Source organism: Corynebacterium sp. CQ3829_602738 (genome assembly GCF_054478435.1).
In genome coordinates, this window is sequence record NZ_CM137003.1 from 1,340,919 (window position 1) to 1,356,294 (window position 15,376).

Consider the following 15,376-nt stretch of genomic DNA (forward strand, 5'->3'; position numbering starts at 1 on the left):
GCTGTATCCGCTGTTTCCACGATGGCACCACCTTTCGCTCGATGTGGTCTGGGTCGCTGCCTTTTCACAACACTAGTGTGTTGTAAATATTCCTGCCGCACCGGGTGGGCCCGTGTCGGGGCGCGCCTTAGACTGTTCAACCGTGACTGCACCCGACCGCCCGCACGGCTCCCGACGCGCCCGCCGCGCCCCGCGCGTGAACGTGGCCAGCGAGCTGCCGCGCTTCGGGCGACCCGGGTCCCGCTCGACGCTGCTGCACGACCCGGCCTCGCCTGCGCACAGCGCACCCACAAGCGCGGCTGTGCGGGCCCGCGAGCGCGGCCGTTTCGCCGCGCTGCGCTGGGCGGGGGCCGCCGGCGCGTTCCTGATCGGTTTCGCGGGTATCGGCGGCGGCGCCCTGCCGGTGGTGGAAAACCCGTGGCAGAATTTCCCCTTCGGCGCGGAGATGGGGCGCATGATGCTCGCCTCCAACGCGCTTGTGCTCATCGGCGTCGGCGTGCTGGTGGCGGCGTGGCTGGCCATGGCCCCGTTCGTCGGGGCGTCGCCAGGCGCGGCGCGCGGGGCGCGGGTGAGCAACCCGGAGATGCTGTGCACTTTCATCGCCTGGGTGCTCCCGCTTATCGCCACCGCGCCGCTGTTCACCCAGGACATCTACTCCTACCTGGCCAACGGCAGCATCGTGCGCCAGGGGCTCGACCCGTACTCCTCCGGCCCCGTCGAGCTGCTGGGGGTGGAGCACCACCTCGCCCGCTCCGTGCCGTTCATTTGGGCGCACTCGCCTAGTCCGTACGGACCGGTGGCGCTGGGGACCGCGGCGGTGATCTCGCACATCACCGGCGATTCAATCTTCTGGGGCGTGCTCGCCCACCGCGCCGTGTCTGTCGCTGGCATCCTCGCCGCCGCCTGGGCCGTGCTCGCGCTGGCGAAGCGCTGCGGCGTGACCGGCCCGGCCGCTTTGTGGCTGGGCATCCTCAACCCGTTGACGGTGCTGCACATGGTCGGCGGCATCCACAACGAGGCCATCATGATGGGCCTGCTGCTCGTCGGCCTGGAGGTGGGGCTGCGCGGCATCGACCGGCTCGAGAGCAACCGCCGCTCCGGCTGGGCGCTGCTCGCTGCCTCTGCCGCCCTGATCAGCTGCGCCGGCATGGTGAAGGTGATCGGCTTTTTGGCCCTCGGGTTCACCGGCATGGCGCTGGCCCGCCACCTGCGCACCCGCCCGCAGCGCCAGCGCAGCGGCCCCCGCGCCATCGCGACCTCCGCCGCCCTGCACGCGACCATGCTGGCGGCCACCGCCATCGCGGTCTCGCTGGCCTCCGGCATCGGCCTGGGCTGGGTCACCGGCCAAGGCGGCGCCGCCCAGATCCGCAGCTGGCTGTCTCTGACCACCGACATCGGCGTCGCCGGAGGCTTCCTCGGCATGAACCTGGGGCTCGGCGACCACACGGACGCGATGCTCAGCGTGACCCGCTGGGCGGGGCTAACGGTCGCGGCGGCGTTTGCGCTGCGCATGCTGTGGGCCACCTACCGCGGCACCATCCACCCGGTAGGCGGGCTCGGCGTGTCCACCTTCGTGCTGGTGGTGCTGTTTCCCGTCGTGCACCCCTGGTACCCGCTGTGGGCCGTGCTTCCGCTCGCGGCGTGGGCGAACCGCTTTACCTTCCGCGCCTCTGTGGCCGGGTACTCGGCGCTGGTGAGCTTCCTAGTCCTCCCTCGCGGGCTCCGTCTCCAGGCGGGCGCCGTCGCCACGATTTACGGCTCCGCCGTCGTCGGCTTCATCCTCCTGGCGGCGTGCGTAGCGCTCGCGCTTCGGGTGTGGCGGCGCAGGAGGTCTACACTCATCACCCATGAGTGATCACGCGCTGGTCGTCGAAAGCGTTATCAAGCGATTCGGCGAGAAAACGGCGGTTGACGGGCTCTCTTTCACAGCGCGGCGCGGCGAGCTGCTGGCGCTTCTGGGCCCCAACGGTGCCGGCAAAACCACCACCATCGAGATGTGCGAGGGCTTCACCAAACCCACCTCCGGGTCGATCCGGGTGCTCGGCATCGACCCGGTCGCGCAGCCGCAGAAGGTGCGCGACCGCATCGGCATCATGCTCCAGGGCGGCGGCTCCTACGCCGGCGTCTCCGTCGAGGAGATGCTCAACCTCGCCGCCAGCTACAACAAGCACCCCCACGACCCGCGCTGGCTCATGGAGCTAGTCGGCCTCCAGGGGGCGGCGAAGACTACCTACCGGCGCCTCTCGGGCGGCCAGCAGCAGCGCCTGTCGCTGGCGCTGGCCCTGATCGGCCGCCCCGAGCTGATCTTCTTGGACGAGCCCACCGCGGGCCTGGACGCCCAGTCACGCATGGCGGTGTGGGACATCATCTCGGCGCTGAAGCGCGACGGGGTGAGCGTCCTGCTCACCACCCACCTCATGGACGAGGCCGAAAGCCTCGCGGACGACGTGGTCATCATCGACCACGGCACCGTCGTCGCCCAGGGCTCCCCGGAGGAGCTCACCAGCCACGAGGAGTTTCCGGTGCTTTCTTTCGACACTGCAGAGGCCTTCGAGGTGCACAAGCTTAACGACGAGCTCACGCCCGCCGGCCTCACCGTCGAGGAGATCCGGCCCCGCAGTTACCGGATCAAGGGCACGGGCTCGCCGGAGGTCGTCGAGAAGCTGGCGCGCGAGGCCGCACGCCAAGGTGTGCTGATCCGCGAGCTGAGCGTGTCCCACCGCAACTTGGAGGACGTGTTTTTGGACATCACAGGAAGGGAGCTGAGGAGCTAATGAAAAAGCTCACCCCCGGCATTTTCGCCCCGGCGCCGCAGCGGGCGTCCTTCGGCCGGATGGCCGCGGCCCAGGGGCGCATCGAGGCGAAGCTGATGCTGCGCCACGGCGAGCAGCTCCTGGTCAACGTGCTGATCCCGGCGGCGATCCTGCTGGCGGCCCACTTCGCCCCGATCCTCGGCGAGAACACTGAGTCCGACGTGCTCGTGCCCATGGTTTTCGCCGTGGCCGCCACCGGCGCGGGCTTTACTGGCCAGGCCATCGCCGTCGCCTTCGACCGCCGCTACGGGGCCTTGAAGCGCACCGGCGCGTCCGGGGTGCCGCCCTGGACCATCATCGTGGGCAAGATCCTCGGCGTGCTGGCTACGGTGGTGGTGCAGCTGGTGGTGCTCGGCGCAATCGCCCTGGCGTTGGGGTGGCGCGTGACCCCCGCCGGCGCCGCGTTCGGGTTGGCCACCCTCCTGTGCGGTGTGGCCGCGTTCACCGCGCTGGGGCTGCTGATGGGCGGCACGCTGCGCGCCGAGCTGGTGCTGGCGCTGGCGAACCTGATCTGGCTGGTGCTCATGGGCATCCTCGGCTGGGTGGGCTACTCCGGCGACATCGCGCACGCCGGGTGGTGGAACGCGGTGCCCACCGTGGCGCTGGCGGGCGCGCTGGTGCAAGCCCTGCAACTGCAGGTCAACTGGGCGGCGTGGGCCTCGCTCGCCGCCTGGGGGGTAGCCGCGGTGACCGCGGCCGTGCGCCTGTTCCGCTTTGACGGGTAGGCGCGATACACTCACCACGATCAACATCGTCCGAAAGTTGGAGAAACAGTGACCGCAACCACAGCCGAGACCCGCCCGAGCTCCTGGAGGGAGGCCTGGCGCGACCCGTCGCTGAAGCTGCAGCGCACCCTCGCGATGGTGCTGCTGCTGTGCCAGGGCGGCATCACCGTCACCGGCTCGCTCGTGCGCGTGACCGGTTCGGGCCTCGGCTGCGACACGTGGCCGCTGTGCCACGAGGGCTCGCTCGTGCCGGTCGCCGGCGCGGCCCCCTGGATCCACCAGGCGATCGAGTTCGGCAACCGCCTCCTCGCCTTCGTGGTCGCCGCGGCCGCCGGCCTCGTGCTCTTTGCCGTGATCCGCGCCGGGCGCCGCAAGGACATCAAGACGCTGGCCTGGATCTCCCTGCTCGGCGTGGTCGTGCAGGCCGTCATCGGCGGCATCTCCGTGCGACTGGACCTGCGCTGGTGGTCCGTGGCGGTGCACTTTTTGCCGTCGATGGTGCTCGTGTTCGTCGCCGCGATGCTGTACATGCGCATCGCCGAGCCCGACAACGCCGCGCCCACCCGCCGCTACCCCGGCTCCGCGCAGACGTGGACGCTCATCGCCGCCGCCGCGCTGTGCCTCGTGCTTGTCACCGGCACCATGGTCACCGGCTCCGGCCCGCACGCCGGCGACGCCACCGCGGGCATGGAGGGCCGCCTCGAGATGGACACGCGCGTGCTCGCCTACGTGCACGCCGTGTGCATGTACCTCTACCTCATCGCCACCATCATCACCACGGTGCTGCTGCGCAACTCCGGCGCCCCAGACGACGTCAAGCGCACCGCTTACGTGCTCATCGCGATGATCCTGGTGCAGTGGGCCATCGGTGTGATCCAGTTCCGCCTCGGTGTTCCGCGCTGGACAATCCCTGCACATATCGCCATGTCGTCGGTCGTGGTTGCGTTTAGCGGCTTCCTTTTTGCACATGGGAAGCGCAGGTTGCCTACGCTCGTGTGACATGAAAGCAATCGTTGTCACATCCCATGGCGGCCCGGAAGTCCTCGAGTACAAGGACGTCGAGCCGCCACAGCCGTCTGAGGGGCAGTTGCTTGTCGACGTCACGTACGCCGGCATCAACTACATCGACACCTACTTCCGCTCCGGAACCTACCCCTCGAACCCGCCGTACATTCCCGGCACCGAGGGCTGCGGCCGCGTGGTGGAAGATCCCCTGGGCAAGATCGCGCCCGGCACCCTCGTGGCCTGGCACGCCGCCCCCGGCTCCTACGCCGAGCAGGTGGCGGTGGACCGCAACCGGCTGGTCGCCGTGCCGGAGGGCGTCGATCCTGCGGTGGCGGCCTCGATGCTGCTGCAGGGCATGACCTCGCACTACCTCCTCCACGGCGTGCGCGAGACGAAGCCGGGCGACACCATGGTGGTCACCGCCGGCGCCGGCGGCGTGGGGCTGATCCTGACCCAGATGGCGGCCGCCGAGGAGGCGACCGTGTACTCGGTGGTCTCCAGCGACGAGAAAGAAAAGCTCGCCTACGAGGCGGGCGCGACCAAGGTGTTCCGCTACGGCGAGGACCTAGCCGAGCAGATCAAGGCCGAGAACGGCGGCGGCGGCGTGGACGTGGTCTACGACGGCGTCGGCCAAGACACCTTCGAGATGTGCCTCAACGTCACCCGCCCGCGCGGGCTGGTCTGCTCGTTCGGCTCCGCCTCCGGCGACGTCGAGCCGTTCAAGATCCAGGAGCTCAACGCCCACGGCGCGCTGTTTCTCACCCGCCCGTCGCTGAAGCACTACGTGGCCACGGACGACGAGTTCCTCATGCGCGCCCAGGCCGTGGCCCGGGCGGTAGAAGAGGGCACGGTGAAAATCCGCATCCACCCGCCCTACGAGCTGAAAAACGCCCGCCAGGCCCACGAGGACCTGCAGGCGCGAAAGACCACCGGCTCGGTTGTGCTGAAGGTTTAGAACAGCAGCTGGCCGACGGTCTCCCAGCCGAGCACTGCGTCGAAGGACAGGCCCAGAAACAGCGCGGCGAGGTAGTTGTTGGAGAGGATGAACAGCTTCAGCGGCTTGACGTTCTCGTCGCGCACGATGCCCTGGTGCAGCTTGGTCGCCATGACCAAGAACGCCGCACCCGAGGCGATCGCGATTACCAGGTAGATCCAGGACGCGGCCGGCACCAGCAGCAGCGAGACGGCCACGGTGAGCCAGGAGTAGATCACGATCTGGCGGGAGGTTTCTTCCGCAGTCGCCACCACCGGCAGCATGGGCACGTTGGCGCGGGCGTAGTCGTCCTTGTACTTCATGGCCAGCGCCCAGGTGTGCGGCGGGGTCCAGAAGAAGATGATCGAAAACAGCACGATGGCCTGCCACCAGTTGTCGGCGGAACCGTCGTGGACGTTGTCGCGGATCACGGCCCAGCCCACCATCACGGGCATGCAGCCGGCCGCACCGCCCCAGATCACGTTTTGCCAGGTGCGGCGCTTCAGCCACTTCGTGTAGATGAAGATGTAGAAGAAGTTGGTCAGGAGGATGAAAAACGCCGCCAGCCAGGAGTTGCACAGCACCCCGAGCCAGAGCACGGACAGCACGAGCATCACCCAGGCGAACACGGCCGCCTTCTGTTTGGTCACCGAGTGCCGCACCAGCGGACGGGCGCGGGTGCGGCCCATCTTCTGGTCGATGTCGTAATCCGCGACCATGTTGAAGGTGTTCGCGGCCGCGGCACCCATCCAGCCGCCAAGCAGCGTGCCCAGCACTAGCCAGAGGTGCACCTCGCCGCGGTGCGCCTGCAGCATCGCGGGAATCGCGGCGACCAAGAGAAGTTCAATGACCCTCGGCTTCGTCAACGCGAAATATGCCTTGATGGTCTCCAACAACTCTCTCCTTTTTGTACCGCCGTCGGGCGCGGGCAATCATACCTTCGGATGATGGTAGCCCCAACCAGCGTGAGTTAACGAATCGAGCGACGGGTAGGACCGGTGGCGTCGATAAGCGATATGCTTTTGTGCGACCTTAAAGAAAGCGAGGAACCCATGACGCTGCCCCCGAAACTGCAGGCAATGACCGAGCGTAACTACCCGCAGGACTGGATCGAGACCGACACCCGCGCCGTTGACACGGCCAGGGTGCTCGCGGCGGACGCGGTGGAAAACTGCGGCTCCGGCCACCCCGGCACCGCCATGAGCCTTGCGCCGCTGGCCTACACCTTGTTCCAGCGCGTGATGGACGTGGACCCAGCCGACAAGGATTGGGTGGGCCGCGACCGCTTCGTGCTGTCCAACGGCCACTCCTCGCTCACGCAGTACGTGCAGCTTTACCTGGGCGGCTTCGGGCTGGAGCTGGAGGACCTTAAGGACTTGCGCACCTGGGGCTCGAAGACCCCGGGCCACCCGGAGTACAACCACACCGACCACATCGAGATCACCACCGGCCCGCTCGGCCAGGGCCTCGCTTCTGCCGTGGGCATGGCGATGGCTTCTCGACGTGAGCGTGGCCTGTTCGACCCCGACGCCCCCGCCGGCGAGTCGCCCTTCGACCACTACATCTACGTCGTCGCCGGCGACGGCTGCCTGCAGGAGGGTGTGACCGCCGAGGCGTCCTCGCTCGCCGGCACCCAGCAGCTGGGCAACCTCATCCTGTTCTGGGACGACAACCGCATCTCCATCGAGGACGACACCCAAATCGCGTTCACTGAGGACGTGCTCAAGCGTTACGACGCCTACGGCTGGCAGACGCTTACCGTCGAATCCGGCGAGGACGTCGCCGCCATCGAGGCCGCCGTGGCCGAGGCGAAGGCGGAGCCGACCAAGCCGACGATCATCCGCGTGAAAACCGTGATCGGCTACCCGGCCCCGAACCTGATGAACACCGGCGCCATCCACGGCGCGGCACTCGGCGCCGACGAGGTCGCCGCGGTCAAGGAGGCGCTCGGCTTCGACCCGGCGGTGAACTTCCCGGAAGAGGATGAGGTGATCGCTCACACCCGCAAGCTGCGCGAGCGCGCCGCAGAGAAGCGGGCCGTCTGGGACGAGAAGTTCAACGCCTGGGCCGAGGCGAACCCTGAGCGCAAGGCGCTGCTGGACCGCCTCACAGCCCGCGAGCTGCCGACGGATTGGAAGAAGGACTTCCCCACCTGGGAGCCGGACGCGAAGGGTGTGGCCACCCGCAAGGCGTCCGCGGCCGCGATCCAGGCCGCCGCGGCCGCGCTGCCTGAGCTGTGGGGCGGCTCCGCCGACCTGGCAGGGTCCAACAACACCCTGATCGAGGGCGAGAGGTCCTTCGGCCCGCGCTCCATTTCCACCGAGATGTTCTCCGCCGACCCCTACGGCCGCAACCTGCACTTCGGCATCCGCGAGCACGCCATGGGCGCGGTGATGAACGGCATCGCCCTGCACGGCGGCACCCGCGTCTACGGCGGCACCTTCCTCATCTTCTCCGAGTACCTCTACCCCGCCATCCGCGTGGCCGCCCTGTCCGGCATCGACGGCTACTACGTGTTCACCCACGACTCCATCGGTCTCGGCGAAGACGGCCCGACCCACCAGCCGGTGGAGACCCTCGCCGCCCTGCGCGCCATCCCGGATGTCGCCGTGATCCGGCCGGCGGACGCGAACGAGACCTCGGCCGCCTGGATCGCCGCGCTCGAGGCGAAGGAGCAGCCGAAGGCGCTGGCGCTGTCCCGCCAGAACCTGCCCGTGCTCGAGGGCACCAAGGAGAAGGCCTTCGACGGCGTGGCCCGCGGCGCCTACGTGCTGGTCGAAGAATCCGCCGACACCCCGGACGTGATCCTCATGGCCTCCGGCTCCGAGGTGCAGTACGCCGTCGAGGCCGCCAAGGTCCTCGAGTCCGAGGGCACCGCCACCCGCGTGGTGTCCGTGCCGTCCATGGACTGGTTCATGGAGCAGGACGATGCCTACATCGACTCCGTGCTGCCGCGCGATGTCAAGGCCCGCGTGTCCGTCGAGGCCGCGACCTCCATGCCGTGGTTCCGCTTCCTCGGCGAATACGGCCGCGCGGTGTCCCTGGAGCACTTCGGCGCCTCCGCGCCGGGTGCGGAGCTGTTCGAGCGCTTCGGCTTCACCACCGACAACGTCGTTCGCACCGGCCGCGAGACCCTCGAGTGCGTGCGCGAGGAGCGCAGCGTGGCGACGAGCGTGCGCGTCGGCGACACCGAGGCTGAGCCGACCCGCGGCGACGGAAAGTAGGGTTGCGGCATGACTGCTATCGACGATCTGTACCAGGCCGGCACCTCCACCTGGCTCGACGACCTCTCCCGCGAGCGCATCGCCACCGGCAACCTCGCCGAGGTGAAGGACGCGAAGTCCATCGTGGGTGTGACCACGAACCCGGCGATCTTCGCCGCTGCCATGGGTTCCGGCAACCACTACGACGAGCAGCTCGCCGAGCTGAAGCAGGCTGGCACCACCGCCGACGCCGCTGTCTACGCCATGAGCGTCAAGGATGTGCAGGACGCCTGCGACCTCTTCCGCGACACCTACGAGGCCACCGGCGGCAAGGACGGCCGCGTCTCCATCGAGGTGGACCCGCGCTTCGCCGCCGACGAGGCGAAGACCATCGCCCAGGCCCGCGAGCTGTGGCAGCTGGTGGACCGCGACAACCTCATGATCAAGATCCCGGCGACCGACGAGTCGCTGCCCGCCGTCACCGCGGCGCTGGCCGAGGGCATCTCCGTCAACGTCACCCTGATCTTCTCGGTGGAGCGCTACAAGCAGGTCATCGACGCCTACAAGGACGGCATCCGCAAGGCCGCCGCCGCAGGCCACGATGTCAGCCGCATCCACTCGGTGGCGTCCTTCTTCGTCTCCCGCATGGACACCGAGGTGGACAAGCGCCTCGAAGCCATCGGCACTGACGAGGCACTGGCGCTGCGCGGCAAGGCGGGCATCGCCAACGCGCGGCTGGCGTATGCGCTGTTTGAGCGTGAGTTCGGCGAAGCTGTCGTCGATACGCTTCCTGCGAACGCGAACGCCCAGCGCCCCCTGTGGGCGTCGACCGGTGTGAAGAACCCGGCCTACCCGGCGACGATGTACGTCACCGAGCTCGCCGGCCCGCAGACCGTGAACACGATGCCGGAGAAGACGCTCGACGCTGTGCTTCGCGACGGCGGCGTGCACGGCGACACCCTCACCGGCACCGAAGCCGTCTCCCGCGAGACCTTCGCGGCGCTGCGGAGCGTGGGCATCGACCTCGACGACGTGGTCGCCGTGCTGGAGCGCGAAGGCGTGGAAAAGTTCGTGGACGCGTGGCAGGAGCTGCTCGATTCCATGACTGCTAGGCTCGCCTAACGTGACTTCTCCGCACCAGCAGTGGACCAACCCGCTGCGCTCCCCCGCCGACAAACGTCTCCCCCAGATCGCCGGGCCCTCCGGCATGGTGATCTTCGGGGTCACCGGCGACCTCGCCCGCAAGAAGCTGCTGCCGGCCGTCTACGACCTGGCTAACAGAGGTCTTCTGCCCGGCGGGTTCACGCTGGTCGGGTACGGGCGGCGCGACTGGTCCAAGGCTGACTTCGAGGCGTACGTGCGCAAGGCTGTCGACGACGGCGCGCGCACCGAATTCCACGAGAACGTCTGGCGGCGCCTCGCCGAAGGCCTCGAGTTCGTCCAGGGCAACTTCGACGACGACGCCGCCTTCGACCGGCTCGCCGCCACCTGCAAACGCAGCGACGAGCAGCGCGGCACCGCCGGCAACTGGGCCTACTACCTGTCCGTGCCGCCGGAGTTTTTCGCCGAGGTAGTCCACCAGCTGGACCGCTCCGGCATGGCGCACGAGGGCGAGAACCAGTGGCGCCGCGTGATCATTGAAAAGCCGTTCGGCCACGACCTCGAATCCGCGAAGGAGCTCAACGAAGTCGTCGGCGCCGTGTTCGACGAGCGGTCCGTCTTCCGCATCGACCACTACCTGGGCAAGGAGACGGTGCAGAACATCCTGGCGCTGCGCTTTTCCAACCAGATGTTTGAGCCGGTGTGGAACTCCCACTACATCGACCACGTGCAGATCACCATGGCCGAGGACATCGGCTTGGGCGGGCGCGCCAGCTACTACGACGGCATCGGCGCCGCCCGCGACGTGATCCAGAACCACCTGATCCAGCTGCTCGCCCTTGTGGCCATGGAGGAGCCGACCTCGTTCTCCCCCGGCCAGCTGCGCGCCGAGAAACTCAAGGTGCTGCGCGCCACCTCGGCGGTGGGCCCGTTCGGCAAAACCACCGCCCGCGGCCAGTACACCGCCGGGTGGCAGGGCTCCAAAAAGGTGGTTGGACTGCGCGAGGAGGAGGGGTTCGACCCGAACTCCACCACCGAGACGTTTGCCGCCTGCACCCTGCAGATCGATTCGCGCCGCTGGGCCGGCGTGCCGTTCTACCTGCGCACCGGCAAGCGGCTGGGCCGCCGCGTCACCGAAATCGCGCTGGTGTTCAAGCACCCTCCCTACCAACCGTTCTCCCAGGGGCAGACGGACCTGCTCACAAACAACGCCGTGGTCATCCGCGTCCAGCCGGACGAGGGCGTGCTCATGCGCTTCGGCTCCAAGGTCCCCGGCCCCGGCATGGAGCTGCGCGACGTGAACATGGACTTCGCCTACTCCGAGGCATTCACCGAGCAGTCCCCCGAGGCCTACGAGCGCCTCATCCTGGACGCGCTGCTCGACGAGTCCAGCCTGTTTCCCACCAACTCCGAGGTGGAGCGCAGCTGGGAGATCCTGGATCCGGTACTGGATTACTGGGCCGAGCAAGGCAGCCCCGACGATTACGCCGCCGGCACCTGGGGGCCGGCCTCTGCCGAGCGCATGCTGTCGAAGGACGGGCGCGCCTGGCGGCGTCCATAAGCAAGAAAGGCTCGAGCATGATCACCGAACTGCCGGACACCACCACCAAAGCCATCGCCGCCGAGCTCTCCCACGCACGGGAGCGCCACTCACTGGCCACCGGGCGCGTGCTCACCCTGCTGGTGGCCATCGACGACGCGCGCGACGACAGCATCGACGAGACACTCGCCACCCTGCGCGACGCCTCCTTCGAGCACCCCGCCCGGGTGCTGGTGCTCATCTCCGGCGACCCGGACGCCGAAACCCGCCTCGACGCGCAGGTGCTAGTGGCCACCGACGCCGGCGCCTCCGAGGTGGTGGTCATGCGCCTGTACGGCGAGCTGACTGGCCACATGGGCGCGGTGGTCACGCCGCTGCTGCTGCCGGACACCCCGGTGGTGGCGTGCTGGCCGCAGAAGGCGCCGAAGCACCCGTCCGGCACGCAGCTGGGCCGCATCGCCCAGCGACGCATCACGAACCTGCGCCGCGGCACGAACGGCGTGACGCTGAAGCAGCTCACGGACGGCTACGAGCACGGCGATTCGGACATGATGTGGTCGCGCATCACGCCGTGGCGCGGCATCGTCGCCTCCGCCCTGGACCGCCACCCCGGCAAGCACGTTCATTCCGCTGAGATCGCGGGCGCCGCCGGGGACCCGAGCGTGGACCTCGCCGCCGGCTGGCTCGCCTCCAGCCTGGGCGTGGACGTGACACGCTGCGCCGGCGAGGCGGCCGGCGACTTCCCCATCGCCCGCTTGGTGCTGCACTGCGAAGGCGGCGACGTGGAGGTCGCGGTCCAGGACAGCCACACCGTGCGCATCTGCGCGCCCGGCCACGCCGATTCGTTCGTGGCCATGGGCGAACGCAGCGAGGCCGAAAGCCTCGCCGAGGACCTGCGCCACCTCGGCCCCGACACCACCTACGAGCGCGCGCTTCGCGGACTCCAAGGAGTACACATTGAGCTTTAACGATCTGGCATCGCTTCTCGACGCCGCAACGTCTCGGTTCACCACTCTCATGTCCGACATCCACGCCGAGGGCCGCACCGCACGCGTGGTGTTCACCGGCGGCACCGCCGGCATCGCCCTGCTTGAGCGCCTCGCCGGCGAGGACATCGACTGGTCGCGCGTGGAGGTCTTCTTCGGCGACGAACGCAACGTGCCCGCGGACCACCCCGACTCCAACGAGGGGCAGGCCCGCGCGGCGCTGCTGTCCAAGGTGGACATCCCGGAGGAGAACATCCACGGCTACGGCCTCGACGGCGGCCCGATGGACGCTGCGGTGGAACGCTACCGCAAACTCGTCGGCGACGGCGGGTTCGACCTGCACCTGTTGGGCATGGGAGGCGAGGGCCACATCAACTCCCTGTTCCCCCACACCGACGCGGTGCGCGAGCGCGACGCGATGGTGGTGGCGGTGACTGACTCGCCGAAGCCGCCGGCCGAGCGCGCCACCCTGACCCTGCCGGCGGTGCAGTCCGCCGACCGGGTGTGGCTGTTGGTCTCCGGCGCGGAGAAGGCAGAGGCGACCAGCCACGCCTCGGACGGGGCCGAGGCCGCCGACGACTGGCCGGTCGCCGGCGCTATCGGGCGCAAAGAAACGGTCCTGTTCGCCACGAAGGACGCAACAGGACCGTTCTAGCTTCGCGCGTGCTTAGACCGCGTAGGTCTGAATCAGATTCAGGCCGATGATGCAGAGGATCCAGATCAGGGCCAGCAGCACGGTGACGCGGTCGAGGTTCTTCTCCACCGTGGTCGAACCGGACAGGTTTGCCTGGACGCCGCCGCCGAACAGGCTGGACAGGCCGCCGCCCTTACCCTTGTGGAGCAGGACGAAGACGGTCATGATGATCGCAGCGATCACCAGCACAATCTCAAGGGCTAAAGCCATGTGTGCGACACCTTTCAAAATGGGCGATGGTGCAAACTCCCGATGAGCTTACACCACCGCAAAGAAGATCCCGGCAGCGACTTACATCACCGAGTTTGCGGCCGCCGCGGCGAGCTTGGCAAAGTCCTGCCCGTCCAGGGAGGCGCCGCCGACCAGGCCGCCGTCCACGTCCGGCTGCGAGATGATCTCGGCCACCGTGTCGGCCTTGACGGAGCCGCCGTAGAGGATGCGGATCGCGTCGGCGACGGAGTCGTCGCTAAGCTCGCGCACGAGCTCGCGGATGCCGTGGCAGACCTCCTGGGCATCCTCGGCGGAGGCGACCTTGCCGGTGCCGATCGCCCAGACCGGCTCGTAGGCGATGACCGCCTTGGACAGGTCCACGCCCGCGAGCGACTCGCGCGCCTGCTCCACCACGAAGTCGACGTGCTCCCCCGCCTCACGCACCTCGAGCGGCTCGCCCACGCAGACGATCGGGGCGATGCCGTGCTCGATGGCCTTGGCGGCCTTCGCCGCGACCTGCTCGTTGGTCTCGCCGTGGTACTCGCGGCGCTCCGAGTGGCCGACGACCACCCAGGAGCACCCCAGCTTCTCCAGCATCGCCGCGGAGATGTCGCCGGTGTAGGCGCCGTTGTCGTGCTCGGAGACGTCCTGGGCGCCGTAGGTGATCTTGAGCTTGTCGCCCTCCACCAGGGTCTGGATGGAACGCAGGTCCGTGAACGGGACCGTCAGCGCGATGTCGACGTACTCGTAGCCGTCCTTCGGAAACGCGAAGGCGAGCTTCTGGGCGCTCTGGATGGCCTCGAGGTGGTCGTGGTTCATCTTCCAGTTGCCCGCGATAAGTGGCGTGCGTGCCATAGGTAGCAAACCTCCTAGTTCAGTACGGAAACGCCCGGCAGTTCCTTGCCCTCGATCAGCTCGAGGGAGGCGCCGCCGCCGGTGGAGATGTGGCTGAAGCCGTCCTCGTCCAGGCCGAGGGTGCGCACCGACGCCGCGGAATCGCCGCCGCCGACCACGGTGAAGGAATCGTTGTCCTTCGTCGCCGCGATCATGGCCTCGGCCACAGCCTTGGTGCCGTCTGCGAAGTTCGGGAACTCGAACACGCCCATCGGGCCGTTCCAGAACACCGTCTTGGAGTCCTTGATGGCCTCGGCGTAGTTCTTGGCGGTCTCCGGGCCGATGTCCAGGCCCATCCAGCCCTCCGGGATCTCGTCCAGGCCGACGATCTTCTTCTCGGTGTCCTTGTCAAACTCCGCGCCGGCGGCGACGTCCACCGGCAGCAGCAGCTTGTCGCCGAAGCGCTCGATGAGCTCGTTGCAGGTGTCCACCATGTCGTCTTGCAGCAGCGACTTCTGCACGTTGTGGCCCTGGGCGGCGAGGAAGGTGTAGCACATGCCGCCGCCGATGATGATCTTGTCGGCTTTCTCCGCCAGCGCTTCGATCACGCCGAGCTTGTCGGAAACCTTGGAGCCGCCCAGCACCACCACGTACGGGTGCTGCGGGTCGTCCTTCACGGAAGACAGCGTCGCCACCTCCTTGTCCACGAGGTAGCCGGCGTAGGCCGGGAGCTTCTTTGCCACGTCGAAGACGGAGGCCTGCGCGCGGTGCACGACACCGAAGCCGTCGGAGACGAACGCGCCGTTGTCGGCGGCGAGTGCGGCGAGTTCCTCGGCGAACGCGGTGCGCTCCGCCTCATCCTTGGAGGTCTCGCGCGCGTCGAAGCGGACGTTTTCGAGCAGGAGGATTTCGCCCTCGGTCAGGCCGTTGGCACGCTCGTGGGCGTCCTCGCCGGAGACGTCGCCCGCCAGCGGGACGAACTGGCCCAGGCGCTCGGACAGCGCTTCCGCCACCGGGGCGAGGGAGAACTTCGGGTTGACCTCGCCCTTCGGGCGGCCCAGGTGCGCCATGACGATCACCTTGGCGCCGCCGTCCAGCAGCGCCTTCAGGGTGGGCAGGGAGGCGTCGATGCGGCCGGCGTCGGTGATGTTGCCGTCGTCGTCCAGGGGGACGTTGAAGTCGGACCGCACCAGGACGTGGCGGCCGTCCACGCCTTCGTCGAGAAGCTGCTGCAAGTTCTTGGTCATGGGTATCTCCTTTGCTCTGTAGACACTCACCATCGTATGAAAAAC

Annotated in this window: 14 protein-coding genes; 10 read left to right on the forward strand and 4 right to left on the reverse strand. The window is 68.3% G+C overall.

From position 1 onward, the window contains the following. Positions 1–142 precede the first annotated feature (142 nt). From mptB to ACX1NL_RS06520, 5 genes are all read left to right on the forward strand, one after another. Positions 143–1,855 carry a polyprenol phosphomannose-dependent alpha 1,6 mannosyltransferase MptB gene (gene mptB / locus ACX1NL_RS06500; RefSeq protein ID WP_458897676.1) on the forward strand — a complete coding sequence of 571 codons (1,713 nt, stop codon included), beginning with the start codon at positions 143–145 and terminating at the stop codon, positions 1,853–1,855. Beyond that, positions 1,848–2,774: an ABC transporter ATP-binding protein gene (locus tag ACX1NL_RS06505; protein ID WP_458897677.1), complete on the forward strand. Its 927-nt coding sequence runs from the start codon at positions 1,848–1,850 to the stop codon at positions 2,772–2,774. The genes mptB and ACX1NL_RS06505 overlap by 8 nt, the downstream gene beginning before the upstream one ends. Further along, positions 2,774–3,538: an ABC transporter permease gene (locus ACX1NL_RS06510; protein WP_458897678.1), complete on the forward strand. Its 765-nt coding sequence runs from the start codon at positions 2,774–2,776 to the stop codon at positions 3,536–3,538. The genes ACX1NL_RS06505 and ACX1NL_RS06510 overlap by 1 nt, the downstream gene beginning before the upstream one ends. A gap of 135 nt (positions 3,539–3,673) precedes the next feature. Then, on the forward strand, positions 3,674–4,537 hold the full coding sequence (locus tag ACX1NL_RS06515; RefSeq protein ID WP_458898916.1) for a COX15/CtaA family protein: 864 nt from the start codon (positions 3,674–3,676) through the stop codon (positions 4,535–4,537). Position 4,538: 1 nt separating this feature from the next. After that, a complete protein-coding gene (locus ACX1NL_RS06520; protein WP_458897679.1) occupies positions 4,539–5,498 on the forward strand; it encodes a quinone oxidoreductase family protein in 960 nt (319 codons plus the stop codon). On the opposite strand, the gene ACX1NL_RS06525 is transcribed toward ACX1NL_RS06520, so the two are convergent. Beyond that, positions 5,495–6,409, reverse strand: coding sequence for a heme o synthase (locus ACX1NL_RS06525; RefSeq protein WP_458897680.1), 915 nt, complete (start codon positions 6,407–6,409; stop codon positions 5,495–5,497). The two genes, ACX1NL_RS06520 and ACX1NL_RS06525, sit on opposite strands and share 4 nt — an antisense overlap. A 159-nt stretch (positions 6,410–6,568) precedes the next feature. On the opposite strand from ACX1NL_RS06525, the gene tkt reads away from it, so the two are divergent. Genes tkt through pgl form a run of 5 tightly spaced genes read left to right on the forward strand, consistent with a single transcriptional unit; the run spans position 6,569 to position 13,001 of the window. Continuing rightward, on the forward strand, positions 6,569–8,740 hold the full coding sequence (tkt, locus tag ACX1NL_RS06530; protein WP_458897681.1) for a transketolase: 2,172 nt from the start codon (positions 6,569–6,571) through the stop codon (positions 8,738–8,740). 9 nt (positions 8,741–8,749) lie between these two features. Continuing rightward, on the forward strand, positions 8,750–9,841 hold the full coding sequence (gene tal, locus ACX1NL_RS06535) for a transaldolase (RefSeq protein ID WP_458897682.1): 1,092 nt from the start codon (positions 8,750–8,752) through the stop codon (positions 9,839–9,841). 1 nt (position 9,842) lies between these two features. Next, positions 9,843–11,381 (forward strand): glucose-6-phosphate dehydrogenase, encoded by a 1,539-nt coding sequence (zwf, locus tag ACX1NL_RS06540; protein WP_458897683.1) that lies wholly within the window; start codon positions 9,843–9,845, stop codon positions 11,379–11,381. A gap of 17 nt (positions 11,382–11,398) precedes the next feature. Beyond that, positions 11,399–12,328 carry a glucose-6-phosphate dehydrogenase assembly protein OpcA gene (locus ACX1NL_RS06545; protein ID WP_458897684.1) on the forward strand — a complete coding sequence of 310 codons (930 nt, stop codon included), beginning with the start codon at positions 11,399–11,401 and terminating at the stop codon, positions 12,326–12,328. Between the two features lie 49 nt (positions 12,329–12,377). After that, on the forward strand, positions 12,378–13,001 hold the full coding sequence (pgl, locus tag ACX1NL_RS06550) for a 6-phosphogluconolactonase (protein WP_239355859.1): 624 nt from the start codon (positions 12,378–12,380) through the stop codon (positions 12,999–13,001). A gap of 12 nt (positions 13,002–13,013) precedes the next feature. Here pgl and secG read toward each other — a convergent pair whose 3' ends face one another. The 3 genes from secG to ACX1NL_RS06565 all read right to left on the reverse strand — a co-directional run bounded on the left by secG (position 13,014) and on the right by ACX1NL_RS06565 (position 15,331). Next, positions 13,014–13,250, reverse strand: a complete 237-nt coding sequence (gene secG / locus ACX1NL_RS06555) for a preprotein translocase subunit SecG (protein WP_458897685.1) — start codon at positions 13,248–13,250, stop codon at positions 13,014–13,016. A gap of 81 nt (positions 13,251–13,331) precedes the next feature. Beyond that, positions 13,332–14,105: a triose-phosphate isomerase gene (gene tpiA, locus ACX1NL_RS06560; RefSeq protein WP_458897686.1), complete on the reverse strand. Its 774-nt coding sequence runs from the start codon at positions 14,103–14,105 to the stop codon at positions 13,332–13,334. A gap of 14 nt (positions 14,106–14,119) precedes the next feature. Next, positions 14,120–15,331: a phosphoglycerate kinase gene (locus ACX1NL_RS06565; protein ID WP_458897687.1), complete on the reverse strand. Its 1,212-nt coding sequence runs from the start codon at positions 15,329–15,331 to the stop codon at positions 14,120–14,122. Between the last annotated feature and the right edge of the window lie 45 nt (positions 15,332–15,376).

Excerpts from the sequence above, each read along its gene's own strand:
- secG (WP_458897685.1), bottom strand. The coding sequence starts at position 13,250 with ATGGCTTTAGCCCTTGAGATTGTGCTGGTGATCGCTGCGATCATCATG.
- tkt (WP_458897681.1), top strand. The coding sequence starts at position 6,569 with ATGACGCTGCCCCCGAAACTGCAGGCAATGACCGAGCGTAACTACCCG.
- pgl (WP_239355859.1), top strand. The coding sequence starts at position 12,378 with ATGTCCGACATCCACGCCGAGGGCCGCACCGCACGCGTGGTGTTCACC.
- ACX1NL_RS06510 (WP_458897678.1), top strand. The coding sequence starts at position 2,774 with ATGAAAAAGCTCACCCCCGGCATTTTCGCCCCGGCGCCGCAGCGGGCG.
- tpiA (WP_458897686.1), bottom strand. The coding sequence starts at position 14,105 with ATGGCACGCACGCCACTTATCGCGGGCAACTGGAAGATGAACCACGAC.
- ACX1NL_RS06505 (WP_458897677.1), top strand. The coding sequence starts at position 1,848 with ATGAGTGATCACGCGCTGGTCGTCGAAAGCGTTATCAAGCGATTCGGC.
- ACX1NL_RS06520 (WP_458897679.1), top strand. The coding sequence starts at position 4,539 with ATGAAAGCAATCGTTGTCACATCCCATGGCGGCCCGGAAGTCCTCGAG.
- ACX1NL_RS06515 (WP_458898916.1), top strand. The coding sequence starts at position 3,674 with ATGGTGCTGCTGCTGTGCCAGGGCGGCATCACCGTCACCGGCTCGCTC.
- tal (WP_458897682.1), top strand. The coding sequence starts at position 8,750 with ATGACTGCTATCGACGATCTGTACCAGGCCGGCACCTCCACCTGGCTC.
- ACX1NL_RS06565 (WP_458897687.1), bottom strand. The coding sequence starts at position 15,331 with ATGACCAAGAACTTGCAGCAGCTTCTCGACGAAGGCGTGGACGGCCGC.
- ACX1NL_RS06545 (WP_458897684.1), top strand. The coding sequence starts at position 11,399 with ATGATCACCGAACTGCCGGACACCACCACCAAAGCCATCGCCGCCGAG.